The sequence below is a fragment of the Peribacillus acanthi genome (assembly GCF_003073175.1).
Classification (GTDB): domain Bacteria; phylum Bacillota; class Bacilli; order Bacillales; family DSM-1321; genus Bacillus_BN; species Bacillus_BN acanthi.
In genome coordinates this window covers 229,969-254,775 of record NZ_QBBX01000002.1, presented here as the reverse complement: position 1 = coordinate 254,775, position 24,807 = coordinate 229,969, and the positions used below count along the sequence as shown (strand labels likewise).

General features: G+C 36.2%; 25 protein-coding genes and 2 pseudogenes. 21 read left to right on the top strand and 6 right to left on the bottom strand.

What is annotated here, in order from left to right:
• Nucleotides 1–151, bottom strand: a pseudogene (locus DBX25_RS21120) (selenide, water dikinase SelD); the annotation flags it as partial.
• A gap of 157 nt (nt 152–308) precedes the next feature.
• On the opposite strand from DBX25_RS21120, the pseudogene DBX25_RS02995 reads away from it, so the two are divergent.
• Nucleotides 309–497, top strand: a pseudogene (locus tag DBX25_RS02995) (Rdx family protein); the annotation flags it as partial.
• Between the two features lie 66 nt (nt 498–563).
• Here DBX25_RS02995 and DBX25_RS02990 read toward each other — a convergent pair.
• A complete protein-coding gene (locus tag DBX25_RS02990; RefSeq protein WP_108669287.1) occupies nt 564–929 on the bottom strand; it encodes an Hsp20/alpha crystallin family protein in 366 nt (121 codons plus the stop codon).
• Between the two features lie 102 nt (nt 930–1,031).
• Here DBX25_RS02990 and selA point away from each other — a divergent pair, with 102 nt between their 5' ends.
• The gene (gene selA, locus DBX25_RS02985) at nt 1,032–2,441 is read left to right on the top strand and encodes an L-seryl-tRNA(Sec) selenium transferase (RefSeq protein ID WP_108669286.1); all 1,410 of its coding nucleotides are present in this window, start codon (nt 1,032–1,034) and stop codon (nt 2,439–2,441) included.
• Between the two features lie 95 nt (nt 2,442–2,536).
• Nucleotides 2,537–2,986, top strand: a complete 450-nt coding sequence (locus DBX25_RS02980; RefSeq protein ID WP_108669285.1) for a hypothetical protein — start codon at nt 2,537–2,539, stop codon at nt 2,984–2,986.
• Between the two features lie 53 nt (nt 2,987–3,039).
• Here the strand turns inward: DBX25_RS02980 and DBX25_RS02975 are convergent, their stop codons facing one another.
• Nucleotides 3,040–3,183, bottom strand: coding sequence for a small acid-soluble spore protein P (locus DBX25_RS02975; RefSeq protein ID WP_108669284.1), 144 nt, complete (start codon nt 3,181–3,183; stop codon nt 3,040–3,042).
• A 166-nt stretch (nt 3,184–3,349) separates the two neighbouring features.
• Here DBX25_RS02975 and DBX25_RS02970 point away from each other — a divergent pair, with 166 nt between their 5' ends.
• Nucleotides 3,350–3,610 carry a hypothetical protein gene (locus DBX25_RS02970; protein WP_108669283.1) on the top strand — a complete coding sequence of 87 codons (261 nt, stop codon included), beginning with the start codon at nt 3,350–3,352 and terminating at the stop codon, nt 3,608–3,610.
• Between the two features lie 43 nt (nt 3,611–3,653).
• Here DBX25_RS02970 and sspO read toward each other — a convergent pair whose 3' ends face one another.
• A complete protein-coding gene (gene sspO, locus DBX25_RS02965) occupies nt 3,654–3,806 on the bottom strand; it encodes a small acid-soluble spore protein O (RefSeq protein WP_108669282.1) in 153 nt (50 codons plus the stop codon).
• Nucleotides 3,807–4,186: 380 nt separating this feature from the next.
• Between sspO and acnA the strand changes: the two genes are divergently transcribed.
• From acnA to DBX25_RS02920, 9 genes are all read left to right on the top strand, one after another.
• Nucleotides 4,187–6,898, top strand: a complete 2,712-nt coding sequence (gene acnA, locus DBX25_RS02960) for an aconitate hydratase AcnA (protein WP_108669281.1) — start codon at nt 4,187–4,189, stop codon at nt 6,896–6,898.
• Between the two features lie 121 nt (nt 6,899–7,019).
• Entirely contained in the window at nt 7,020–7,427 is a 408-nt protein-coding gene (locus tag DBX25_RS02955) for a hypothetical protein (RefSeq protein ID WP_108669280.1), read from the top strand.
• Nucleotides 7,428–7,446: 19 nt separating this feature from the next.
• On the top strand, nt 7,447–7,956 hold the full coding sequence (locus DBX25_RS02950; protein ID WP_108669279.1) for a redoxin domain-containing protein: 510 nt from the start codon (nt 7,447–7,449) through the stop codon (nt 7,954–7,956).
• A 76-nt stretch (nt 7,957–8,032) separates the two neighbouring features.
• Nucleotides 8,033–8,164 carry an FbpB family small basic protein gene (locus DBX25_RS02945; RefSeq protein WP_108669278.1) on the top strand — a complete coding sequence of 44 codons (132 nt, stop codon included), beginning with the start codon at nt 8,033–8,035 and terminating at the stop codon, nt 8,162–8,164.
• A 68-nt stretch (nt 8,165–8,232) separates the two neighbouring features.
• Nucleotides 8,233–8,376, top strand: a complete 144-nt coding sequence (locus DBX25_RS02940) for an acid-soluble spore protein N (RefSeq protein WP_108669277.1) — start codon at nt 8,233–8,235, stop codon at nt 8,374–8,376.
• Nucleotides 8,377–8,618: 242 nt separating this feature from the next.
• Nucleotides 8,619–8,855, top strand: coding sequence for a small acid-soluble spore protein Tlp (gene tlp / locus DBX25_RS02935; protein WP_108669276.1), 237 nt, complete (start codon nt 8,619–8,621; stop codon nt 8,853–8,855).
• A gap of 109 nt (nt 8,856–8,964) precedes the next feature.
• Entirely contained in the window at nt 8,965–11,337 is a 2,373-nt protein-coding gene (locus DBX25_RS02930) for an AAA family ATPase (RefSeq protein ID WP_108669275.1), read from the top strand.
• Nucleotides 11,324–11,767, top strand: coding sequence for an acyl-CoA thioesterase (locus DBX25_RS02925; protein ID WP_108669274.1), 444 nt, complete (start codon nt 11,324–11,326; stop codon nt 11,765–11,767). Before DBX25_RS02930 ends, DBX25_RS02925 begins: the two co-directional genes overlap by 14 nt.
• A 1-nt stretch (nt 11,768) precedes the next feature.
• Nucleotides 11,769–12,080 (top strand): hypothetical protein, encoded by a 312-nt coding sequence (locus tag DBX25_RS02920; protein WP_108669273.1) that lies wholly within the window; start codon nt 11,769–11,771, stop codon nt 12,078–12,080.
• 74 nt (nt 12,081–12,154) lie between these two features.
• Here DBX25_RS02920 and DBX25_RS02915 read toward each other — a convergent pair whose 3' ends face one another.
• Nucleotides 12,155–12,442: a HesB/YadR/YfhF family protein gene (locus tag DBX25_RS02915; protein ID WP_108669272.1), complete on the bottom strand. Its 288-nt coding sequence runs from the start codon at nt 12,440–12,442 to the stop codon at nt 12,155–12,157.
• Nucleotides 12,443–12,653: 211 nt separating this feature from the next.
• On the opposite strand from DBX25_RS02915, the gene DBX25_RS02910 reads away from it, so the two are divergent.
• Complete coding sequence (locus DBX25_RS02910; protein WP_108669271.1) at nt 12,654–12,971, top strand: PadR family transcriptional regulator; 318 nt, start codon at nt 12,654–12,656, stop codon at nt 12,969–12,971.
• An 876-nt stretch (nt 12,972–13,847) separates the two neighbouring features.
• Nucleotides 13,848–15,146: a globin-coupled sensor protein gene (locus DBX25_RS21115; RefSeq protein ID WP_108669270.1), complete on the top strand. Its 1,299-nt coding sequence runs from the start codon at nt 13,848–13,850 to the stop codon at nt 15,144–15,146.
• 151 nt (nt 15,147–15,297) lie between these two features.
• Here DBX25_RS21115 and plsY read toward each other — a convergent pair whose 3' ends face one another.
• Entirely contained in the window at nt 15,298–15,894 is a 597-nt protein-coding gene (gene plsY / locus DBX25_RS02900; RefSeq protein WP_108669269.1) for a glycerol-3-phosphate 1-O-acyltransferase PlsY, read from the bottom strand.
• A gap of 175 nt (nt 15,895–16,069) precedes the next feature.
• Between plsY and DBX25_RS02895 the strand changes: the two genes are divergently transcribed.
• From DBX25_RS02895 to DBX25_RS02870, 6 genes are all read left to right on the top strand, one after another.
• A complete protein-coding gene (locus DBX25_RS02895; protein ID WP_108669268.1) occupies nt 16,070–17,371 on the top strand; it encodes a purine/pyrimidine permease in 1,302 nt (433 codons plus the stop codon).
• A 102-nt stretch (nt 17,372–17,473) separates the two neighbouring features.
• A complete protein-coding gene (locus DBX25_RS02890; RefSeq protein ID WP_108669267.1) occupies nt 17,474–17,893 on the top strand; it encodes a CoA-binding protein in 420 nt (139 codons plus the stop codon).
• A 405-nt stretch (nt 17,894–18,298) separates the two neighbouring features.
• The gene (parE, locus tag DBX25_RS02885) at nt 18,299–20,275 is read left to right on the top strand and encodes a DNA topoisomerase IV subunit B (RefSeq protein WP_205685170.1); all 1,977 of its coding nucleotides are present in this window, start codon (nt 18,299–18,301) and stop codon (nt 20,273–20,275) included.
• Nucleotides 20,276–20,279: 4 nt separating this feature from the next.
• Nucleotides 20,280–22,718, top strand: a complete 2,439-nt coding sequence (parC, locus tag DBX25_RS02880) for a DNA topoisomerase IV subunit A (protein WP_108669265.1) — start codon at nt 20,280–20,282, stop codon at nt 22,716–22,718.
• 448 nt (nt 22,719–23,166) lie between these two features.
• Nucleotides 23,167–23,727, top strand: coding sequence for a GNAT family N-acetyltransferase (locus DBX25_RS02875; RefSeq protein WP_108669264.1), 561 nt, complete (start codon nt 23,167–23,169; stop codon nt 23,725–23,727).
• 254 nt (nt 23,728–23,981) lie between these two features.
• Complete coding sequence (locus tag DBX25_RS02870; RefSeq protein ID WP_108669263.1) at nt 23,982–24,734, top strand: hypothetical protein; 753 nt, start codon at nt 23,982–23,984, stop codon at nt 24,732–24,734.
• The last annotated feature ends 73 nt before the right edge of the window (nt 24,735–24,807 follow it).

The following is a 24,807-nucleotide window of genomic DNA, read 5'->3' as shown; positions in this document are numbered from 1 at the left end:
CGGAAGTTTCATTTCCTACTAACAATTCTGGTATATGTGGTTGCTTTGGTAAAAGACGCAAAACTTGCGTCAAGTCCTGAGGACCAATTTTACAGCCTCAGCCAGCCTTTGAGGACAAAGATGTTAATTTAACCTTCTCTTGTTCTGTCATGTAAACCACCTCCCTAAAAAAGGAAATACTAGAATTAATTACTTGCGATTTATACTAGTTTATACTACACTCACAATTAATTCCAAGTTAAAAAGGAGGAAAAATCATGAGTTTTGAGGTAAAAGTTGAATTTTGTATGATGTGAAACTTCGCGCCAAAAGCCGCGAGTCTCGCGGAAGACCTTTTTGAGCATTTTAGAGGAACCATTTCTAAAATGGAATTGATTCCTGCATCTGGTGGCATATTTGAAGTAACAGTAAACGGGGAACTATTACATTCCAAGAAAGAATCTGGTGTATTCCCTGACCATGAGGAACTAATTAATAAAATCGAGCAACTAAAATAAAACAGACTGACACTATGAGAAAGTATAACTCTTAGTGTCAGTCTGTTTTTATTTTGGAATGTAAAATTATCCTTTTTCTTTTTTGGCTACGGTTATTTCTAAAATGTCGCCAGTTAGTTTTGGATTAATCTGGTTCTCTTGAAGGGGAAAGGGAAAATGAACGGAACGGCTTTTTAATACGTTTTTTCCGCATGAACTTGTGCAGAAAACATTAATGATTAGCTTCCTTCCATTAACGTTCACTTGGATATCCTGGTGGTTAATTCCATCAAGAAGAGCCTCCACTATATATTCCTCTGTCGTTTCGAATAAATCGATTCGAAATTGACACTCATCAAGCTCATTTGCATAGGGGTCAAGGAACAAATCATCCTGCCATGATTCAGAAAGGTAAAGCACATCCTCTTTTTTATTGTAAAGATTATCATTCATACAACTACCCCCATTGAATGCTATGTAATATAGTATGTTTTACTAAACCAAGCGTGAAAATGATATAATGATTTATCGAAAAATAGTACGGAGGTCATAAATTTGAATCATATATTACGGAATATTCCTGCCGTTCATGAATTGCAAAAACATGACAGATTTACTTTTCTACAAAAAAAATTCAACCTTGATACACATAAAATAACAGAACTAGTTAGAAAAGAATTAATGGATATAAGAAAAGGGATTTTAGAGGCAGAAACGAATGCTGGTTGGTCGGACAACCTTGATTTTATAGATCAGTTTTTCAGTTCTCTCGAACAACGATTAAAAACCTTATATAGTAAAAGATTAAAGAGGGTAATAAATGGAACAGGAACCGTTCTTCATACAAACTTAGGTAGAGCTCCTTTAAGTCAGTCAGCGATAGAACGAGTGGTTGAAGTTGCCAGTCATTATTCCAATTTAGAATATGATCAAGAAACCGGAAATCGGGGGTCCAGACATTCTCATATTGAACATTGGATTACTGAAATTACGGGTGCTGAATCTGCTATCGTGGTAAATAACAACGCAGCTGCTGTATACTTTATCTTAAAAGCCTTATCTAAAAATAAAGAAGTAATTGTGTCTAGAGGGGAGCTTGTGGAGATTGGTGGATCATTTAGAATTTCTTCAATCATGGAAGAAAGTGGGGCAAAGCTTAGGGAAGTCGGTACTACTAATAAGACCCATCTGTTTGATTATGAGAATGCAATAAATGATGAGACTAGTATGATTATGAAAGTGCACACTTCTAATTTTAAAACAATTGGTTTTACTAAAAGTGTTTCGATGGAAGAATTAATGGCATTGCGACAAAAAAAACCAGATATCATCTTCTATGAGGACCTTGGTAGTGGAGTTCTTTATAATTTTAAACAGCATGGCATTGGTGACGAACCTTTAGTTATGCAAAAGGTTGAATGTGGTGCCGATCTTATTTCCTTCAGTGGAGATAAACTTTTAGGAGGGCCTCAAGCAGGTATCATTGCTGGTAAAAAGAAATGGATAGATTTATTGAAAAAGCACCAGCTTGCTAGGGTATTAAGAGTTGATAAAATGACTCTTGCAGCATTAGAAGCCACTTTAACAGAGTATGCCCACGAGCAAAATGTAACAAATCAAAATCCCGTTTTAAGGGATATCGTCACCGATGAAATGTCCCTAAAAGAAAAATCCATTGCATTGCATTCATTATTAGATGGTATTGAAGCCCTTGAAGTTAGAGTTGCGCCAGACTACAGTAAAATTGGTGGGGGTTCTCTGCCAGATATTACATTGCCAACAATCGTCGTCACGATTAAAGTCAAAGACATGGATGTTGAAGCCGTTCATAAAGAATTAAGAACTTGGATAGTTCCTATAGTTACACGAATTAAGAACGACCATATCGTTTTCGATGTTCGTACTCTTATAGAAGATGACTATTCAATCATTCGTGATGCATTAGTCAATCTGATAAGAAAGTAAATTAGTATGCCTATTTATAAAAAAGATTGAATAATGCGAAACCCTTTTCATAATAGAAGCGTCATTAATTACAAAGGGAGTGTGGAGGTGAGGATTTGTTTGCATTTGGATTATTAACAACGATTCTGCCAGTAATTGTGATTGTATTTGTAATTGCTGTGGCTGTGAAAAACAAGGAAAGAGGGGAAGAATACATGTTTAGGCATTTATATACCTATTTAGTATTATTTGCAACATTGATGATGGTAATAGGTGGTGGCATCTCGATATTCATGGCAACGGCAGATTTAGTGAGCCCGCCAGGTTATTACCAAACGTACCAGGAATTTAAGACCAATAAGCAATATGAAAAAGAAGCGGGTAAAGGAGAATCCTTAAGTGAAGCGGAGTTAAAAGCAGAATATGAAATGATGGTTGAAGACGAAAAGGCCAGACAAAAAAACAATGCTAAAAATCAGTTAATCAAGAGCTTAGGATTCATTATTATTCCACTACCCATTTTCCTATATTTTAATCGGATGAGAAAGCGTGGAGAACCTGCGTAAAATTGAAGAAGCCAAATCGTGTTCTTACGATTTGGCTTTTATATTTTGCTATTCTACATATCGTGACTGCTATTATGTTTTTGGCGGGAATGTTTTTGATTTTTTGCTTTATGGGAACCACTCATTGGGGCGGGTTGTCCCGGTTGATCACCTTTAGGTGCATTTTTTCTCATGTCTTTCCCATCATTCTTGTTCATCTTCATTCCTCCTATGATCATGTACATTAATAGCTCAAAATAGAACCAGCCTAAAAGGCGAGATCTTTTTTTATTTTGCTTAGCTCTCGTTCATTTATTCATGTATAGCATTCTCTAACTTTGCAGACGCTAAAAAAGATTAGTACAAAAAGGAGATGAATCCAAAATGCCATATCATAAGGATAAACAACAGGCATTTCAAGCCGCTCAACAAGGTAGAGAGGAAGCATTTGATGTATATCACGAACTAGTAGAAAAAGGCGCTACATATGGCCAACAGCTTGCGCATCTTAAGCAAGAAGTAAATGAGGCGTATCAACAAATCGAAAATGCGTTAGAGGTTGCGTCAGAACATCAAAGAATCCAACTCGAGCAATATCAACGAGATTTGCAAAGTTTAGTTAATGAAGTGAATAGCATCGAATAAAATGGCCACCCCATTAATGGGGCGGCCTAATTCATTTCATAAATTATTGGTTTTTCTTGCGTTTTTTATTGTTCTGTCTTTCTGCTTCACTTAACGGTTCATTGGATACGGCAAACTCCTCGCCATATGCTTTATTTTGACCTTGGGCACTTGCTCCATTTCCACCTGGGATTAAATTACCTTTTCTTTTCGGCATGTTACTCACCTCCAGTACTAGGATGTGAAGAAAATGCAGAGATTATAAATAGTTTTATTATCTTAATATAACAACTAGTGAAGGTGAATCAAATTTAGGAGAATTGATATTCTTATTGAAAACCTTTATCAATTAGGAGTTACAGAATAGATGGTTTTTTTGTTATAAGAAATACTTATTAAAAACAATAACTTTATTGATATTTACTTATGTATATTTCTATATTAAGATTGAATTGTAAGAAAAGTGAGGATATGTGACAAAAATTCAAACTTTTCGACATATACGGTATTTTCATTTATATTTAAGTAGGGGATTGACCGATGAATGGTCAACCTAGCTTTAGTATGACTTGAAACAGAAAGAAGGGGAAGCATTTCATGACTAAGAAAGACTTTTTCCAAGCGCGTTCTTCCTTTGAAGTGAATGGTAAGCGCTACAACTATTATCGATTAAGTGCTCTAGAAGAAGCAGGGATCGGAAACGTATCCAAATTACCTTACTCCATTAAAGTGTTACTTGAATCAGTATTACGTCAAGCTGATGGCTTCGTAATCAAGCAAGAACATATTGAAAATCTGGCTAAATGGGGAACAAGTGAGCAAGCAGACGTGGATGTTCCATTTAAACCATCACGTGTAATCTTACAAGACTTCACTGGTGTTCCAGCGGTTGTAGACCTTGCATCCATGAGAAAAGCAATGGCGGACCTTGGCGGGAATCCAGACTTAATCAATCCAGAAATCACTGTGGATCTTGTCATTGACCACTCTGTACAGGTAGATAAAGCAGGAACTATGGATTCACTAAATGTAAATATGGACTTAGAATTTGAACGTAATGCTGAGCGTTACCAATTCTTAAGCTGGGCTCAAAAATCCTTCGACAATTACCGTGCTGTTCCACCAGCAACAGGTATCGTTCACCAAGTTAACCTTGAGTACTTAGCGAACGTAGTTCAAACTGTCGAAACGGAAAATGGTGAATTTGAAGCTTATCCAGATTCATTAGTAGGTACTGATTCACATACAACAATGATCAACGGTATCGGTGTTCTTGGTTGGGGTGTAGGTGGTATCGAAGCAGAAGCTGGTATGTTAGGTCAACCATCGTATTTCCCAGTTCCTGAAGTAATCGGAGTTAAATTAGTTGGAGAGCTTCCAAATGGAACAACTGCAACTGACTTAGCGTTAAAAGTAACACAAGTTCTTCGTAAAAAAGGTGTTGTTGGTAAATTCGTTGAGTTCTTTGGTCCTGGGGTATCAGTTTTACCACTTGCTGACCGCGCAACAATTGCTAACATGGCACCTGAGTATGGAGCTACTTGCGGATTCTTCCCAGTTGACAGCGAAGCATTATCATATATGCGTTTAACTGGTCGTGACGAGCAATTAATCAAGGTTGTGGAAGAATACTCTAAAGCAAACGGAATGTTCTTCACTCCTGATGCTGAAGAACCAACTTATACAGATATTGTAGAAATTAATTTATCAGAAATCGAAGCAAATCTGTCTGGTCCAAAACGTCCACAAGATTTAATCCCTCTATCCATGATGCAAAAAGCATTCAAAGAGGCATTAAGTGCTCCTGTTGGAAACCAAGGTTTCGGCTTAGATGCTACTGATATCAATAAAGAAATCACTGTTAAGTTTGCTAATAGCACTGAGACGAAAATGAAGACTGGTGCAGTTGCCATTGCTGCAATCACAAGCTGTACAAACACTTCTAACCCATACGTATTGGTTGGAGCTGGTCTTGTTGCGAAAAAAGCATTAGAAAAAGGTCTTCAAGTTCCTGCATACGTGAAAACTTCTTTAGCACCTGGTTCTAAAGTTGTAACAGGATACCTTCGTGATTCAGGTTTACAACCATTCCTTGATGAACTTGGTTTCAATACTGTTGGTTACGGATGTACAACATGTATCGGTAACTCCGGTCCATTAGCTGATGAAATCGAGAAAGCTGTTGCTGAATCTGACCTTTTAGTAACTTCAGTACTATCTGGTAACCGTAACTTCGAAGGTCGTATTCATCCACTTGTAAAAGCTAACTACCTTGCATCTCCACCGTTGGTTGTTGCATATGCTTTAGCTGGTACAGTGAATATTGACTTCTCTACAGATGCAATCGGTCAAGATAAAGATGGCAATGACATCTTCTTGAAAGACATTTGGCCGACAACAGAAGAAATCAATGAAGTGGTGAAGAGCACAGTAACACCTGAACTATTCCGTAAAGAATACCAACGTGTATTTGATGATAACGAGCGTTGGAATGAAATCCAAACAAGCAACGAGCCGTTATATACTTGGGATAATACGTCTACTTATATCCAAAACCCTCCATTCTTCGAAAATCTTTCTAAGGATGCAGGCGAAGTTAAGCCACTTAATGGCCTACGCGTTGTGGCTAAGTTTGGTGATTCCGTAACTACTGACCACATTTCTCCTGCTGGTGCAATTGGAAAAGATACACCTGCTGGTATTTACTTGCGTGCTAATGGCGTAGAACCACGTGAATTTAACTCTTATGGATCTCGTCGTGGTAACCACGAGGTAATGATGCGAGGTACGTTTGCAAACATTCGTATTCGTAACCAAGTCGCTCCTGGAACTGAAGGTGGACTCACAACTTACTGGCCGACTGGTGATGTTATGTCCATTTATGATGCTTGTATGAAATATAAGCAAGATGGAACAGGTCTAGTTGTATTAGCTGGTAAAGATTATGGAATGGGTAGCTCCCGTGACTGGGCAGCAAAAGGTACGAACCTATTAGGTATCAAGACTGTAATTGCTGAAAGCTTTGAGCGTATCCACCGTTCTAACCTAGTATTGATGGGCGTTCTTCCTCTTCAATTCAAACAAGGCGAAAATGCAGATGTTCTAGGATTGACTGGTAAAGAAACAATCGAAGTTGCTGTTGATGAGACAGTTAAACCTCGTGACATCCTTACAGTTACTGCTACTGCAGAAGATGGAACAAAGAAACAATTTGAAGTTCTTGTTCGTTTTGATAGTGAAGTGGAAATCGATTACTACCGTCATGGTGGAATTCTTCCAATGGTACTTCGTGATAAACTTAAGAAATAATATGAAATCAGCAGATCGAGATTAAACTCGGTCTGTTTTTTTAATTTTTGCAGATACCCCACATCGTATCAATTTTCATTTGGATGAGAATATAGTAAAATAATATATGGAGGTAGAGTAGATGGAAGGTTTTTATTTAGGATCATTTTACGTTCATTTTAGTTGGATAGCCATTTTATCCGGTTATTTACTGGCTTATATTGTGCTGGCTTTTCTAAATGCAGAAGCGAGTATGAAAAAATGGTTTGATGAAAGTATAAATGCAATCTTGCTCTGTTTTTTTACATATAAATTTAGTATTATTTTTTTTCGACCGAGCCTCTTATTAAATCATCCTATATCGATATTATTCTTAACGGGTGGAACTTCAGGGTTTCAAATCGGATTATTAATTGCACTATGTTATTTAATATGGAGAGGTAGAAAATTAAGAGACAAGCTATTCATAAAAAATCAAATTATTGGATTGATAATAATGGTACTGGGCTATTTACTTGTATTAACATTGCTTAATACTTTAAGCCAATAATCCGAAAGGTGGTAATATAATGATGAAAAAAATTATTGCTTCAGTAGCACTCGTATTGCTAGTAACCGTCGCAATGGTTCAAGCAATGGAACAAAAAAAGGAAGACAATGCTCCTGGTTTAAAAATAGGCAAAGATGCACCAGATTTTGAACTTCAAACATTGGATGGTCAAAAAGTAGCGCTTTCTGATTTGAAAGGCAAAAAGGTCATGCTTAATTTTTGGGCAACATGGTGTCCTCCTTGTAAAGCTGAAATGCCTGAGATGGAGGAATTTCAACAACAATTAAGCAAGGATGAAGTTATTTTGGCTGTAAATATTGACCCTCAAAACGATGTTGAAGGTTTTATTGATTCAATGGGTGTCACTTTTCCCATTGCGTTAGATGAAGGTGGAGAGGTTAATAAAATGTATAAAATTCTTACCATTCCAACTACCTACTTCATCGATTCAGAAGGCGTTATCCAAGAAAAATTCATCGGTGCCATGTCCTTAAAAGATATGAAAGAGCTCATGGGAAACCTAGAATAATTTTGTATTTTATAATCATAATTTTTAGTTAATTTGACCATACTGACTAATAATACATTAGTGAGTAGGTGAAATCATGAAAAGAAAACGAAAGCGTTCATTTGAAGAATTAGTAATGGAAAATAAACGTGAGCTGCTAAATGACGAAAAAGCAATGGAAAAGATTGAAGATCGCTTAGAGCAGCGTCACCTTCAAAAAGCGGAGTAATTTGGTCATAAATAACATTCATGATTCCCCTCTTATCGTTCACACTAAGTCTATAAGGGGGGATTATGATGGGAAATCCAAAAAGAGACTCTAAACACTTTAGACCTTATCACCGTGGGACACAATCTACTGCGTCACATGTGAATAACGGAAAGAAAATGGAAGATAATTCAGGACAACACCCTCAACTGATTCAAACTAAAGGTGAATAAATTTTACTAAGTAAAGAAGGCTAATAGGCCTTCTTTATTTCTGCCTGTAGACAAACTCGAAGTATTTCAAGATTGCTTACAATCTTTTTCTTCTTAATCAAAAATAAATATTTAGTTTACATAACAAAATTATGATTTATTGGTTATAATTGCAATCATAAACTCTTGGCAGTAGAACAAACTATATATCGTCACTACTATTTGTGGTGCTTTACTTCATCCAGCTCGAGGAGGAAAAAACTATGGCGTGGAATCAACCTAATAAAGATAATCGCAATGATAATGTGGAAAAGTTACAGGATATGGTGCAGAATACGATAGAGAATATTGAAAAAGCTGAGGAATCCTTGGCATTCAGTGACGGTGTGCAAAGAGAACAAATTGAAGCGAAAAATGAAAGAAGAAGAGAAAGTCTTGAAAGCTTCAGAAGCGAAATTCAAGATGAATCAGAAGCACGACAAAATGGATATCAAGAGTAATATTAAAACTGGCTGATTGGATTCCAATCAGCCTTTAAGTTGTTGTTGAGGCGAACGGTATCGTTATTATGGTAAGATATTATAACGAGAATGTAAAAAGTGAAGTGAAATGATGAAGATTGATGAATTACATAAAAAGGTAACCCTTTGGCGAAAACGAATAGAGAACAATGAACAATTACACTATCCAGAAATATTTGAAATGCTAAAGTTCCTTCAATTTGAAAAACTCCCATTTTCTCAAATTGAAGAAGATCAGCTAAGAAGCATGTTGTTTGCTATGCTAGCAATTGATAGAAAAAAGAATAATAAAGAAGACCAGCTATTTAAAACATGGTTAAAGATGTCATTGCAGTTAGATCCAAAAAATCCTCTAGCAAAGGAATTGAAAATTACAAATTTATTGGTAGAGAAGATTCATTTTTTTGATGATTTACAATTTCCGTCCATAAGAGAAACTGATAATAGACCTGCAAAGAGGACAGTTGCAGAAACTTATATTAAAGTGTGCGTAACTTTTCTTTCAAATATAAATGATGTGTGGGATGAATTGGAGGAAGGATTAGATTTCACCATTCGAAATTCTTCACAGCAAAGCATTCAAGAGTCTTATGGAGAAATGTTGAAATTATTACAGGAAGCCAAAGTTGCTTTAGAGCAATTACTAATTGCAAGTAGAGAATATTTAGATTCTTTAACAGGGGTTTTTTATACGGCAGAGCATTATGAAAAGATGAAAGAACAAGTTGAATTACTTATGGTGATTAAAAGGCAATGGTCTGATATTTTTGTTATTGAAGGTGACGAAAAACAGTTTACGAAAAGTGACCCTTTACAGGAATTGAAACAGATGGTTGGTTTAAAAGAAGTGAAAGAAAGTGTTAATGAATATTATCATTATCTTCAATATCAAAAAAAGAGAAGTGAATTAGGATTCACCACAATAAACGATCAAAGCTTAAATATGGTCATAACCGGGAATCCTGGAACTGGTAAAACTACTCTAGCGAGGTTATTTGCAAAAGTGTATCATCAGCTTGGTATTTTAGAACGTGAAGAAGTAATTGAAATGGATCGTAGTCAACTTGTAGGATCTTTCGTAGGTCAAACAGAGGAAAACATTCTTGCAGCTGTTGAAAAATCGCTAGGTGGAGTTCTATTTATTGATGAAGCCTACTCTCTAAAAAGAGAGGGTGGAACTGGAAACGATTATGGGCAAAATGCCATAGATACCCTTGTTTCATTAATGACAAATAAAAAATATGCAGGGAAGTTTGCTGTTATCCTCGCAGGATACCCAGAAGAAATGAGAAGGTTTTTACAAGCTAATCCCGGATTACGTAGTAGATTTCCGCAATCCAATCATTTTCATCTTCCAGATTATTCTGTGGAGGAATTACTTGAAATAAGTGAATTAATCGCATCTAGATATGATTATTATTTATCACCATCAGCTAAACGAGAACTTGGTTATAGAATCGAACAATCCATGGTGGACGAAACATTTGGGAATGCTAGAGCAGTCAAAGACTTAGTTATGGAGGCAATTCTTAAAAAAGGGGCCTCCGTTTCAAAATCTGAAAATACTGCTATTACAGATTATGCCCTTTTAGAAGCAGAGGATTTCGTAGTAAATTCCAAGGATAAAGATGAAAGCACCTTAGATAAACTCGAGGAAATGATTGGGTTAAATAACGTCAAAGAGGAAATACGGTCACTGATATCATTTGTAAAGCTTCAGCAATTTAGAAGAGATAATGGTTTACCAACGATTCCGCTGCAACTGCATTCCGTCTTTACAGGTAACCCTGGTACCGGAAAAACAACAGTAGCAACCCATTATTCTAAATTACTGAAAGAGTGTGGATTACTTAAAAGAGGTCATCTAATCGTAACAAGCAGAGCAGATTTTGTAGCAGGTTACGTTGGTCAAACTGCGATAAAAACTAAGAAGAAAATACGGGATGCGTTAGGCGGAGTTTTATTTATCGATGAAGCATATTCCTTATTAAGTCAGCAAACTGGGGATTTTTCTAAGGAAGTGATTGATACTCTGGTAGATGAAATGACAAAGCATCATGAAAATCTTGTTGTCGTTTTAGCAGGATATCCGCATGAAATGAATAAATTACTAGAAAGTAATCCAGGCCTTCGTTCAAGATTTAAGAAATTCATCCATTTCCAGGACTATTCAATCGAAGAGTTATTGGAAATCATGAAAAGTTATTTAGAACAATTCGATTATAGGATTGAGAATGATGCATTGGAATTCGTCCAAGAATTCCTTCACCAACATAAATGGAGTGGGAATGGCAGATTGGCTGCAAATATCATGGATGAAAGTATACAGCAACAATCATTACGTTTAATGAGTTCAAGCGAAAACCTTACTAAAGAAAAAGCCTCATTCCTAATAAAAGAGGATGTCCAAGCAGCGTTAAGGAAGATGGAGAAAGGGGAATGGAAAAATGTTAATATCTAAGAAAGAAATTGAAGTGCGATATGCTGAAACTGATCAGATGGGCGTAGTATACCATGCTAATTATCTCGTTTGGATGGAGTTGGGTAGAACACAAATTGTGAAAGATTTAGGCTTCAACTATGCGGATATGGAGAAAGATGGGATTATCTCTCCAGTCTTGAATATTCAAGCTACATATAAAAAGCCGATGCGATACGGTGAAAAAGCCACTGTGCACACTTGGATTGAACAGTATGATGGGTTTAGAACAGTATATGGTTATGAGGTTTATAATGAGCAAGGTGAGCTTTCGTTCATTGGAAAATCTGAACATGTATGTGTAAAGAGGGAGAATTTCCGTCCAATCTCACTGAGAAAAATATATCCTGATTGGCATGAGGTTTATTTGAACAATCAAAGACAAAAGACTCCAGAGGAAACAGTAAAGTAATATGGCATTCGGAATAAATCGAAGTAAACTGCAAAAGTGGAAACGAAAAATAGATGATGGTGAAATTGCATTTCTTACTCATTACTGGATTGATGATCGATTTCCTGGTTGTAAAACGGTAACGAAGGTAGGGTGTAAGGACCTTGAAAAACTAGCATCTTGGGGAAAGCAATACGGCTTGAAAAAAGACTGGATTGATATTCGAAGAGAAGGATATTCGCACTTTGATCTTTTCGGAGATATTGAACTGAAAATCCTTGAAGCTGAAGGCATCGAAGAAGAATTACTGGGTCTCAAACGTAAAAAGGATTAGTTGCCACATCTGAGCGTTTGTTAACAAAAACCTCCAGCATATCTGCTGGAGGTTTTTAATGTTTTTCTGATCTATTATTTATAACTGAATATCGGTTCTTTCAACTTTGGATTAAAACCAACTTCTAAGTCATGTCCTTCAAAGTACCAAGCGTCTTTATCTTCAATAAAGAATAAGATTTTCTTTACTTCTGTAGTGGCAATGGGAGACAGAGGTTTGTCATCTGAAATTCCCAATGAAAAGCCTGCTTGGATGGGGCTGTATCCTCCATAACGTACATAAAATCTAATGGATTCATTTCCTTTTAAGCCCAATTCCTCTATATACCAGTTTGCAGCTTCATCTGAAATTATTAATTTCATATATTTCCCGCCTTTATTAATTGTATCGTTATTATAAATCAAATTGATTCAAAAAACGAATGAAAGAATACAAATACATTTAGATTAAAAAAATTCTGATAATAAAGGGTTTAGGGAGAATTATACAGAATTATAACTATATCTTAATCAGATATAGTTAAGGAGTGTATGCTGTGTAGCTATATCGCATATAGATATAGGTGGTGTGTTGATGAGTCGATCTGAACAGATAAAAGGGTTCTCTGAATTAATATTGTTGGCATTATTAAAAGAACGTGATCGATATGGATATGAGATAACATCTGAAATGGAAGAGAAAAGCGATGGAATATTTAAAATGAAGGAGGGAAGTCTATATCCTGCTTTGAAAAAACTGGAGGAAAAAGGATTCATAAAAAGTTACTGGAAAGATTCATTTGACGGCCCAAGAAGAAAATATTATTACATCACCAAAATAGGGATGACGGAATTGCATAATCAAAAAAGCCAATTTGAATCCTTATACCAAATCATTCTACGTTTTATTTAATGCAAAAAGAGGGATATATAAATTACGGCTTTATTAAAAGACGTTTTTCTATGAGTTGATGGGAGCAGAGTTCGCTTGACTAAAGGAAAAAAACATCCTACCCAAGTAGTTAAAATCAACCCATTTATTCGAAGGCTGTGTTAAAGTCCATTGTTGATTTTTAGCAGTTTGTTGATTGAAGTAGGAGACGCTTGACTCCTGGGGGATTTGCGTTACAGGCGAGTCCACGCAGGAGCGCAAGCGACGAGGATGCTTGGCTAACGCTCACCGAAAAAGCAAGCGTCTGGAACGCAAATCAACAGGCAAGTTTAACAGAGTCAATTCGAAAAAAACTCATACTTATTGAGACCTTTATTTAAGGAGGAGTATCATGAAAATTACATATTCTGCTTATCAAAAGCTCAATGAAATATTGATGCAGGAACGTAATGAGGGTGAACAACTATTCATTCGATTGGAAATGGGAATCGGCTGAGGAGGACCAAAGTTATCGCTTTCTCTGGAGGAGGAGCCTTTAAAAAATGATCACATTATTCAAGTAGATGACATAAACATTCTAATTGGAGAGAGAAGCAAAACTCATTTCAAAGATACCAAGTTAGACTACGTCACTGATCCATTTGGAAACAAGAAATTTATACTATTACAAATTTAGTAAAGAAGACTTCTATATCGATTTATAGGAGTCTTTTTCAGTTAGGTCCGGAAATATGTTAAGAAATTTATAAACTTTTTGAAAACTAGTACATAGTGTATTGACACAACTTAGCTTTACTAGGAAAATAATCATACATTCAGATAATAATATAGGACTGTCGAAATATTGTCTGAAGGCAAAACTAAAGAAATATAGACATAGAAAAATGGGGTATAGACATGGGGATATTTACAAAACAAAGACCTACAGTAGCTAAATGGATTCAAAAGGCAGAACAATTACCTGTAACCATTTCAATTTCTGATCCTGAAGTCCTATTACAACTAAAAACGATTGATTTACAGGAAAATGATTTGCGATTAATCCATGTTTTTCAAGAAGTGGTTTCTGAAAATATCCAAATCTTAGTTGATTCATTTTACCAGTCAATACTTGGTGTTCCTGAGCTAAGTAACATCATACAGTCCAATACGACTGTCGATCGACTTACTTCTACTTTGAATCAACATATCATTGAACTGTTTAATGGAAGAATAGATAATGAGTTCTTGACTAAAAGAATGAATGTCGCTAAATCACATTATCGAATTGGACTCCAGCCGAAATGGTATTTAAGCGCTTTCCAAAATCTACAAAACACACTGATTTCTTTAGTATATGGAAATAGTGACTCGAAGGAAGAACAACAAGCTCTGATTCTCGCCATGACAAAAATCCTTAACTTTGAGCAACAACTTGTGTTGGAGGCTTATGAGAAAGAAAACATCAATATTAGAGAGCGTCAAAATGAAGAAGTGAAACAAGAGGTAAAGCAAACGATATTATCTATTTCAGAAGAGTTAGTTGCGCTAAGTGAACAAACTGATGCTTCAGTTAAGATGATTGTTTCTAATAGTAGACAAGTCAATCAATTAGTGTTCAATAATAATGAAAAATCAAGACATTCTCAAAGTCTTGCAGAAGAAGGGCAACAGAGAATGCGAAAGCTTACCGATAAGATTCATTCAATTTCGCAAAATACAAATAACGTAGAAAAGAATATTAGTGCTTTGAATGATTCACTTAAGCAAATTACGGAATTTGTCGGTTTAGTACAAGGAATTGCCGATCAGACTAACTTACTTTCATTGAATTCTGCTATCGAAGCGGCAAGAGCAGGAGAGCATGGACGAGGATTTGCTGTCGTAGCTGATGAAGTTAGAAAGCTTGCTGATCAAACAAAGAAATCTATCACTGAAATTTATTCCATTGTAAATACTTCGAATATTTATATGGAAGAGGTTATCAAATCAATCCATCAAGTACAATCAGTTGTGCAAATTGGTGAAGAAGAATCCGATTTAACACAGTCGTCTTTCAATGAAATTGTTACATCCATGGAAGAAAGTGTTGTCGGTGTAGGTGAGGTTGAAGAACAAATAAAAGGCTTGATAGCTGTGATTGACGAAATTGGAACAGCGACATCAAGGGTTACTAAACAAGCAGAAACATTGAATGACACAGCTTCATCTTTATAATATTTATAAACACACACGAAAACGGGGGCAATACGATGCCTTTTTCGTGTGTGTTTTTTTCTCCTTATATAAGCAAGCGCTACAATTGTCCATTTTATAAAGAAATAGACCCCGACTTAAAACTGGTCGAGGTCTTATAAAGAAGTGTTATTTAGCGATTTTCTTTACGTTGCATCCACTTTATTTTAGGTTCTGTGCCTTCTTTAATTCTCTTTAGGTTTGCTCGATGTCTATACACAATAAAAGTGGCCATCAGGGCAACAACTATAATTAATGGTATATCTCCACTTATAATTGCTCCTAATAACGCGATGATGGCAGTTATGATAGAAGATAGTGAAACATACCTTGTTATGTATAATGTAATGAAAAATACGGGAAACAACAGTAGGAATAACAAAGGGGCATATCCTAACAACACACCACCTGAAGTTGCTACAGCTTTACCTCCACGGAATCCTGCAAAGATAGGGTACATATGGCCGACAATAGCAAATACACCTACTAAAAGTGGGTGGAAATCGACTCCTAAAAATATAGGTAGAAGAGTAGCTAAAGTCCCTTTTAACACATCCATTATGGATACAATCAATCCTGCTTTAACTCCAAGAGTCCTAAAGGTATTTGTTCCGCCAAGGTTCCCGCTTCCGTGCTCTCTTATATCCGTCGAATAGAACAACTTACCAATTATTAACCCTGATGGGATGGAGCCAATTAAATAAGAAAGAATAAGAACTAAAACCGTCATTTGATAAGCCCTTTCTAATATCTTTACTTGAATTATCAGTGCTATTATTTTACCACGACTTTTGAGAGAAAACCTTAAGAATTTTTTATTAATGGCTTTTTAGAGGTTATTGTTTGAGAAACTTTTCCATATGACATACAATGAGGCAGAATTCGAGAAAAGATAGGTGTAAATAATGAAAACTACATTTTCTTCTTTGCAATGGATGGCCTTTATGTTTGCCAGTGCAATTGTGGCACCGATTGCAGTTGCAGGGCTTTATGGATTAGATGCTGCAGATACAGCCTCTTTCGTTCAAAGGAATATGTTTGTTATGGGAATAGCGGGAATCTTGCAAGCTTTTTTCGGCCATAGGTTGCCAATCAATGATGGACCAGCAGGAATATGGTGGGGGATTTTCTCAGTTTATGCTGGTTTATCAGGGACGTTATTTTCGAGTGAAATTGAAACCTTGCAAGCTCTCCAAGGCGCACTAGTTGTTAGTGGTATTATTTTTATTTTATTAAGTGTATTTGGACTAATAAATCCTCTAAGTAAGTTATTCACACCTGCTGTCACAGGAGTATATCTACTTTTGCTTGTGTTTCAACTAAGTAAAAGTTTCGTACTCGGAATGCTAGGGATAGGATATAGGCAAGACTCCATTGATGTAAAAGTGACCTTGCTATGTTTTCTTATTGTCGTTTTTACCATTTTACTTTCTAAAAGTAAAATACCTCTGTTAAAACAATACGCCATACTTTTATCCCTGGCCTTTGGATGGTTACTTTTTAAAGTGTTTGGGTTAACTTTTAGTATACCGTTACATTCTGACAAAATTATAAGTTTACCGAAAGTCTTAGTCTTTGGAACCCCGATTTTTGATGGTGGATTAATTGTGGCATCTATATTTGTGACCCTTTTACTAATTACTAATATGATTGCAAGTATTAGGATTGTCGAACAGGTAGTACAAGGGCTTGGTGCACCAGTCTTTAGGAATCGTGAGAACAAAGCCGGGACAATGGGAGGTGTCAGTCAAATATTGGCTGGTTTATTTAGCACTATGGGGCCTGTTCCTTTATCGGGGGCAGGAGGATTCATTCAAACGACCAAAACAGCTGGGAGATGGCCTTTTGTTTTAGGATGTGGTTTGGTGATCCTCGTTTCATTGTTCCCAACTTTGATGAATTTCCTATCCAGTTTACCGACACCTGTTGGATATTCTGTTTGTTTTGTTGTTTTTGCGGGAATGATTGGATTAGCTTTGCAGGATATTCAAAGGAACGACAACCCTAACATAAAATTGGCTATTGGGATTTCTCTTTTAAGCGGAGTAGGTTCAATGTTTGTTCCTGCCCAATCATTTTCAAGTTTACCTCCAATCGTCACAGCCATTTTTTCAAATGGATTAATTGTGGGTACCATTGTTATCATAGTTGGACAACAGCTAGTGAATTATTTTGACCGTACAACATTAGAAGATCAACAACACTAGAATTAGTAGCAAAAAGCTTTTTGATTAAAAAATGCCTAATCAATTAGGTCCTAATAGCTTTGCAATTTATTGAGTGGGTATAATGGCTAAAAAAAGGAAAGGATGATTGTTATGATAAATAATCCGACTAGAGAAGAAATGGGGAAAATCTTAAAAGCTTCTAAACGCATTGCTGTAGTTGGCTTGTCAGATAATCCTGATAGAACTTCATACATGGTTTCGAAAGCCATGCAGGATAATGGGTACGAAATCATTCCTGTTAATCCAACGATTAAGGAAGCATTGGGAGAAAAAGCGGTAGCTTCTTTAAAAGACATTGAAGGACATATTGATATTGTTAATATTTTTAGAAGATCTGAAGCCCTCCCAGAGCTGGCAAAAGAATTTGCCGAAATTGATGCAGACGTATTCTGGGCACAATTAGGGGTGGAAAATGAAGAAGCTTTTCAATTCCTTAAGAATAAAGGCTATACAGTCATCATGGACCGTTGCATTAAAGTGGAGCATGCTTTAACTAAATAAGGAAAGTGAACAAGGATGAGCTTCAATAGTTTATCCTTGTTTTTTTAGGTGGAATTTTGCAATTAATGGGGCATTTGTTAATTTATGTACTATGTTGATTGGATTGGGAAAATGGGAGACAGCTCCAAAAAATGACTATATTTTCAATAAAATTTACTAAAACGAATAAAAAGATTATTTGCGAAAAAAATTTTTAACGATACAATAAGTCATAGACTTTACCATTGAAAACAAGGATTTTGTGAATCCGATCTTTTGGTCAATTGAAAACACGAACACTTGTTCTTTGTGTGGTATAATGAAAATATAACTTTTGATAAATAGTATTTACAATGAAGTATGGCTCAGAGTCTTAGGAAGAAATAAAAAACTAAGACGAGTAGGGATGTTTAGTAAGAAAGGGGAATGTCAGTGGCTAGGAATACAAAAACCATTGAATATAACGACGATGCCATTCAGGTGTTGGAAGGATTAGAGGCAGTACGTAAACGACCTGGGATGTATATCGGTAGTACGGATGCAAGAGGTCTCCATCACCTTGTTTATGAGATTGTAGATAATTCTATCGATGAAGCGCTAGCTGGACATGGCGACACGATTATCGTAAAAATACATAAAGACAATAGTATTAGTGTAGTCGATAAGGGAAGAGGTATGCCTACTGGAATGCATAAGCTCGGCAAACCAACCCCAGAGGTTATTTTGACTGTCCTGCATGCCGGAGGGAAGTTTGGACAGGGTGGGTATAAAACGAGCGGTGGTTTGCATGGTGTAGGTGCTTCGGTAGTGAATGCACTTTCTGTATGGCTTGATGTTACCATTAAAAGAGACGGGAATTTATATAAACAACGCTTCGAGAATGGCGGTAAACCCGTAACTACTCTTGAAAAAGTTGGGACAAGCAAATCGACGGGGACGACTATCCATTTCAAACCGGATGCAACGATCTTCTCAACTACCACATTTAACTTTGAGACCTTATCCGAACGCTTGAGAGAATCTGCTTTCTTAATGAAAGGGATGAAAATTGAGTTAATTGATGAGCGTGATGGACAGCATGAAATTTTCCATTATGAAAATGGGATTGAAGCTTTTGTTCAATACTTAAATGAGGACAAAGAAACTCTTCATCCTGTAGTTAGCTTTGAAGGTGAGCAAAACGGAATTGAGCTAGATTTTGCATTCCAATTTAACGATGGCTACTCAGATAACGTCTTAAGCTTTGTAAATAATGTTAGAACAAAAGATGGAGGAACACATGAAATTGGCTCTAAGACAGCTATGACACGTGTGTTCAATGAGTATGCACGTAAAACAGGATTGCTAAAGGAAAAGGATAAAAATCTCGAAGGTACCGATATCCGTGAGGGATTGGCTGCCATCATTTCCGTAAGAATTCCTGAAGAGTTGCTTCAATTTGAAGGTCAGACAAAAAGTAAACTTGGAACTAGTGAAGCACGCTCCAGTGTAGATTCAATTGTATCTGAACATTTAGCGTATTTTCTTCAAGAAAATCCAGAAACAGCTTCCTTGCTAATAAAAAAATCAATAAAGGCGTTTCAAGCACGTGAAGCGGCGAGAAAAGCACGGGAAGATGCAAGAAGTGGAAAGAAGAGAAAAAAATCGGATTCCATTCTATCTGGTAAATTAACACCTGCGCAATCCAGAAACCCACAAAAAAATGAATTGTATCTTGTCGAGGGTGATTCTGCAGGTGGCTCGGCTAAACAAGGGCGAGATCGTAAGTTCCAGGCTGTATTACCATTGAGAGGTAAAGTTATAAATACGGAGAAAGCCAAACTTTCTGATATCTTTAAAAATGAGGAAATCAACACCATTATTCATGCTATTGGTGGTGGAGTCGGTCCTGATTTTAACGTTGAGGATATCAATTATGACAAAATTGTAATAATGACTGATGCCGATACGGATGGTGCGCATATTCAAGTTCTGTTATTAACATTCTTTTATCGATATATGAGACCATTGATTGAAGAAGGAAAGATTTTTATCGCGCTACCTCCTCTTTACAAAGTTAGTAAAGGAACAGGGAAAAAAGAAGTCATTGAGTATGCTTGGAATGATGATGAACTTCAAGGTACCATCAAAAAAGTGGGTAAAGGCTATATTATCCAAAGGTATAAAGGACTTGGAGAAATGAATGCAGATCAGCTTTGGGATACTACAATGAACCCAGAAACTAGAACGTTAATCAGGGTAAGAATTGATGACGCAGCACGTGCAGAAAGACGTGTATCCACTTTAATGGGCGATAAAGTTGAGCCTCGTAGAAAATGGATTGAGTCACATGTTGCCTTTGGCATGGAAGAAGATTCAAATATATTAGATAACCAGAATATGATCATCACGGAGGAGGTCTAATAACATGTCATCAATGGAAAAATTCCGAGATCTCCCCTTGGAGGAAGTGTTAGGCGACCGATTTGGTCGATATAGTAAATATATTATCCAAGACCGTGCACTGCCAGATGCACGAGATGGATTGAAACCAGTACAACGTCGTATCCTTTATGCAATGCATGTTGAAGGGAATACACATGAAAAAGGGTTCAGGAAGTCGGCCAAGACAGTTGGTAATGTAATTGGTAATTACCATCCTCATGGAGACTCTTCTGTTTATGACGCGATGGTACGTATGAGTCAGGATTGGAAGCTACGTAAGCTGTTAGTAGAAATGCATGGTAACAATGGTAGTATCGACGGAGATCCACCAGCCGCAATGCGTTATACAGAAGCTCGCCTGTCCTCCATTTCAGGTGAGCTTTTACGTGATATCGAAAAAAGAACAGTGGATTTTATTCCAAACTTTGACGATACATCCAGTGAACCAGTGGTCTTGCCTGCGATGTATCCGAATCTATTAGTAAATGGTTCAACAGGTATATCGGCAGGTTATGCAACAGAAATTCCTCCTCACCAGCTTGGGGAGGTCATCGATGCTGCTATCATGCGAATGGATCATCCAAAGAGTACGGTTGATGAATTAATGACCGTCATAAAAGGTCCAGACTTCCCGACTGGAGGAATCATTCAAGGGATAGAAGGAATTAAAAAAGCATATGAAACGGGTAAGGGAAAAATTATTATCCGTGGAAAAGCTGCAATCGAAGATGTTCGCGGCGGTAAACAACAGATTGTAATCACTGAAATTCCCTTCGAAGTGAACAAGGCTAACCTTGTGAAGAAGATGGATGAACTACGGTTAGACAGAAAAGTGGAAGGCATTTCTGAAATACGCGATGAAACGGATCGCACCGGACTTAGAATCGTAGTCGATTTGAAAAAAGAAGCGGATGCAGATGGCGTTCTTTATTTTCTTTATAAAAATACCGATCTTCAAGTTACTTATAACTTCAATATGGTGGCAATCCATAAAAAACGTCCAACACTCATGGGACTTCGAGAACTATTGGATGCATATATTGATCATCGGAAGGAAGTCGTTACAAACCGATCTAAATATGAGTTACAGAAAGCTCGCGATCGTGAACACATTGTTGAAGGGTTAATGAAAGCATTATCCATCTTAGATGAAGTTATTGCCGCAATCAGAGCATCCAATGACAAGCGCGACGCGAAAAATAACTTAATGGCTAAGTTCAGTTTTACGGAACCTCAAGCGGAAGCTATTGTATCTTTACAGTTATACCGTTTAACTAATACAGATATTACAGCTCTCCAAGAAGAAGCGGAAGAACTGAAAAACAAAATTGCTGAGCTACTATCCATTCTCGAAAGTGAGAAAAAGCTCCTTTCAGTAATTAAAAGTGAATTAAAAGGCGTAAAAAAACAGTTCAATGATGTTCGGCTTTCTAAAATTGAAGAGGAAATTGAAGAAATCAAAATCAATTTGGATGTTATGGTGGCAAGTGAGGACGTATTGGTCACTGTGACAAAAGAAGGCTATATTAAACGGACAAGCCTAAGATCATTTGCCGCATCTGGTGGCCAAGACTATGGAATGAAGGATACAGATACGATCCGTTTCCAATATGAAATGAATACGAAGGATGTTATCCTCCTCTTTACGAACAAAGGGAATTATTTATATTGCCCAGTTCACCAGCTTCCTGACATTCGTTGGAAAGATATAGGTCAGCACATTGCCAATATCATCCCAATTGACAGAGATGAAAATATTGTGAAAGCGATTCCTATCCAAGACTTCGAACAGCCTCAATTCTTATTGTTTATTACGAAGAATGGAATGGTGAAGAAATCAGAATTGTCCTTATATAAGGCGCAACGATATTCTAAACCACTTGTCGCGATTAATTTAAAAGATGAGGATGAACTTATCGACGTTCATGTTACGGATGGAAATAAGGAAATCTTCCTAGCTAGTAGATTAGGTTACGGACTTTGGTTTAAAGAAGAAGAAATTAGCCCTATTGGAGCTCGTGCAGCAGGTGTCAAAGGGATGAACCTAAAAGATGACGATTTTGTAGTTAGTGGAAAAATTATTGATGAACAAAATCAATCCATCGTAGTTACTACTCAGCGAGGAGCAATCAAGAGAGTAAAACTTTCAGAATTTGAGAAAACAACACGTGCAAAACGTGGTGTCTTGATGCTTCGTGAATTAAAAAACAATCCACATAGAATTTCTGGAATAGAAATAGTAAATCAAACTGATGTCATTACCGTCATGACTGAAAAAGGACAAATCCTAGAAATACCAATGGTTGAACTGAAATTTAGTGACCGATATTCCAATGGTTCCTTCATTTTTGACGAAAGTGACTCAGGTCCAATTACACAAGTGTCCAAAGTTCATAAAAAAACAGAACAAACTGAATCATAAATCTATTAAGAGTAAGTTAGTTCAATACTTTGGTGAAAATTCACACTCAAAAATGCAAGAAAAATAACAAAAGATGTATAAATCAAAAACGCATGGGATCGCAATAATGTCCATGCGTTTTTATTTGCCTAAAATTGCGAACCAACTCAATAAACTCGTTTTTTTTTGAAAAATGAGAGCTTTATCATTTTGTATTTTCTCATATCGATCAAATATATTTTCATTAATTCAATAGAAGCTGACCAAATGGTGTTATACTCAAATAAGGTGTTACAAAAATTTCCATTATCTTTTTATATAATATAATGTTTAAAAATTTATCTATTTTAAGCGATTTCCTTTTAGATGTAGATAGACGTTATGGATCTTTTTCTAGAGCTAAAAAGATTTTGTTAGGCAATGAAAAATTAAAAATAGCCATGAAATTTAGAAAGGATGAAAAAATTAATTGTTAACTAAATTTGATTTTAAAAATTTACTCATTAAAACTAATAGGCTAACCATTAGACCATACCAAATAACAGATGTTGATGATATATATGAAGTAGTGAAAGAACCTAGTTTTTATGATTTTATACCCGAAAGCCCACCATCCATTAAACAAGTAGAAGGAATAGTAAAATGGTCCATTGATTGTAATGAAAAGAATACATTGGAAAACATCTTAAAACTTAATCTTGGAATTGTACACAAGGATGAGAATTGTTTAATTGGTTATTGTGGATTAGGGCCATTTGACTTGGATACTTCGAAGATAGAACTCTATTATGGCATCCGAAAGGATTTTAGGGGTAGAGGGCTTGCAACAGAGGCAGCACTATCACTGATAGACTTTGGTTTTGATACGCTAAATTTAAATGAAATTGTAACAACCGTTTTCCCTCAAAACATTTCGTCAGTAAAGGTATTAGAGAAAATAGGAATGAAAAGACAATATTCTATTGTTTCACCACCAGATGATTTTAAGGAATTTGACGGGATGGATTTTTATTCAATTCATAAGATGTAATAAAAAATAGGATTATTGCGGTTTCTTTTATGAACAGTTAAGGATATACAAAAATTCAAAAACTATTAATGTATTAATATATATCTTCCTGGTTTTGTCCTTTACTGGTTTTATTCTAACTCAAGTCACATTTTAGTCCCAACTCCAATTCGCTTTTTTTACAAATGTAGGGATTTTAAGTGAATTGAAAGGATAAATCCAGTAAAAATGGAAACATTAATTCCATCTCTATTTCAATTTGAAAGGGCCAGGAAATGAAAATAATTAACATTATAATTCCTATAATTTCATTTGGTTTCTTTTTCGCACATCCAGTTCCTGAAATCAAAGCAGGGCAAGTGGAACCTAAAACATTAGTGATAAAAAAAGAAAATGTAACATGTGATGGGAAAAAAGATACTGTTTCTCTAATCGGTATTCCATATGATGAAACTGCAAGCTACTTAAAAGAAATCTTCTTAAAAGTCCAATATAGCGAAGGTGGAGAGAAAACAGTACTTGTAGGAAGTGGATATGAGCCTACTGTGCAATTCGCTGACATAAATCATGATGGGTGTAAGGATGTATTTGTTTCTATACAGACCGGTGGCAGCGGAGGGATTGTGCAGAATGACTTGTACGCCTATAAAGACAGGGAATTTGTAGATTTAACTGTGCCACCACCAGTACAAGTGGAAGCATACTTTATAGATGGATATAAGGCGATTATCAAACTTTCAAATAAAAAAGAATACAACATTGATTTGTCTAACAGAAAAGAAGATTATGATCGACTTGGACTATATAACGATGGGAAACTTAGTGAACTTTCAGAGCTTATGGTCGATCCATATTCTAATATGAAAATTACTGGGACACTATCAGGATTAGGATTAAAAGGGATACAAAGAATTAGCGGAGCCTATCATGCAGACGGGATTGGAGACATAGAATCGCTTTGGTTTTACACAAATGGCAAATGGGTACTTGAAAAAGTAAAATTCAGGGAACTAAAAAGACATAAATGATGGTTTGATTAACCAAAATTAGGCAAACATCATATGATAGGGCAAGGGAAACTTTCAAAAGAAAGGAGTCACT

Bases quoted from the DNA above. Each gene is read 5' to 3' on its own strand.
- DBX25_RS02910 (WP_108669271.1), top strand. From the start codon at position 12,654: ATGAGTCGATCTGAACAGATAAAAGGGTTCTCTGAATTAATATTGTTG.
- tlp (WP_108669276.1), top strand. From the start codon at position 8,619: ATGGCGTGGAATCAACCTAATAAAGATAATCGCAATGATAATGTGGAA.
- DBX25_RS02930 (WP_108669275.1), top strand. From the start codon at position 8,965: ATGATGAAGATTGATGAATTACATAAAAAGGTAACCCTTTGGCGAAAA.
- DBX25_RS02970 (WP_108669283.1), top strand. From the start codon at position 3,350: ATGCCATATCATAAGGATAAACAACAGGCATTTCAAGCCGCTCAACAA.
- DBX25_RS02950 (WP_108669279.1), top strand. From the start codon at position 7,447: ATGATGAAAAAAATTATTGCTTCAGTAGCACTCGTATTGCTAGTAACC.
- acnA (WP_108669281.1), top strand. From the start codon at position 4,187: ATGACTAAGAAAGACTTTTTCCAAGCGCGTTCTTCCTTTGAAGTGAAT.
- DBX25_RS21115 (WP_108669270.1), top strand. From the start codon at position 13,848: ATGGGGATATTTACAAAACAAAGACCTACAGTAGCTAAATGGATTCAA.
- DBX25_RS02940 (WP_108669277.1), top strand. From the start codon at position 8,233: ATGGGAAATCCAAAAAGAGACTCTAAACACTTTAGACCTTATCACCGT.
- DBX25_RS02955 (WP_108669280.1), top strand. From the start codon at position 7,020: ATGGAAGGTTTTTATTTAGGATCATTTTACGTTCATTTTAGTTGGATA.
- DBX25_RS02990 (WP_108669287.1), bottom strand. From the start codon at position 929: ATGAATGATAATCTTTACAATAAAAAAGAGGATGTGCTTTACCTTTCT.
- sspO (WP_108669282.1), bottom strand. From the start codon at position 3,806: ATGCCGAAAAGAAAAGGTAATTTAATCCCAGGTGGAAATGGAGCAAGT.
- DBX25_RS02895 (WP_108669268.1), top strand. From the start codon at position 16,070: ATGAAAACTACATTTTCTTCTTTGCAATGGATGGCCTTTATGTTTGCC.
- DBX25_RS02925 (WP_108669274.1), top strand. From the start codon at position 11,324: ATGTTAATATCTAAGAAAGAAATTGAAGTGCGATATGCTGAAACTGAT.
- parC (WP_108669265.1), top strand. From the start codon at position 20,280: ATGTCATCAATGGAAAAATTCCGAGATCTCCCCTTGGAGGAAGTGTTA.
- DBX25_RS02890 (WP_108669267.1), top strand. From the start codon at position 17,474: ATGATTGTTATGATAAATAATCCGACTAGAGAAGAAATGGGGAAAATC.
- parE (WP_205685170.1), top strand. From the start codon at position 18,299: ATGTCAGTGGCTAGGAATACAAAAACCATTGAATATAACGACGATGCC.
- plsY (WP_108669269.1), bottom strand. From the start codon at position 15,894: ATGACGGTTTTAGTTCTTATTCTTTCTTATTTAATTGGCTCCATCCCA.
- DBX25_RS02975 (WP_108669284.1), bottom strand. From the start codon at position 3,183: ATGAACAAGAATGATGGGAAAGACATGAGAAAAAATGCACCTAAAGGT.
- DBX25_RS02870 (WP_108669263.1), top strand. From the start codon at position 23,982: ATGAAAATAATTAACATTATAATTCCTATAATTTCATTTGGTTTCTTT.
- DBX25_RS02920 (WP_108669273.1), top strand. From the start codon at position 11,769: ATGGCATTCGGAATAAATCGAAGTAAACTGCAAAAGTGGAAACGAAAA.
- DBX25_RS02915 (WP_108669272.1), bottom strand. From the start codon at position 12,442: ATGAAATTAATAATTTCAGATGAAGCTGCAAACTGGTATATAGAGGAA.
- DBX25_RS02945 (WP_108669278.1), top strand. From the start codon at position 8,033: ATGAAAAGAAAACGAAAGCGTTCATTTGAAGAATTAGTAATGGAAAAT.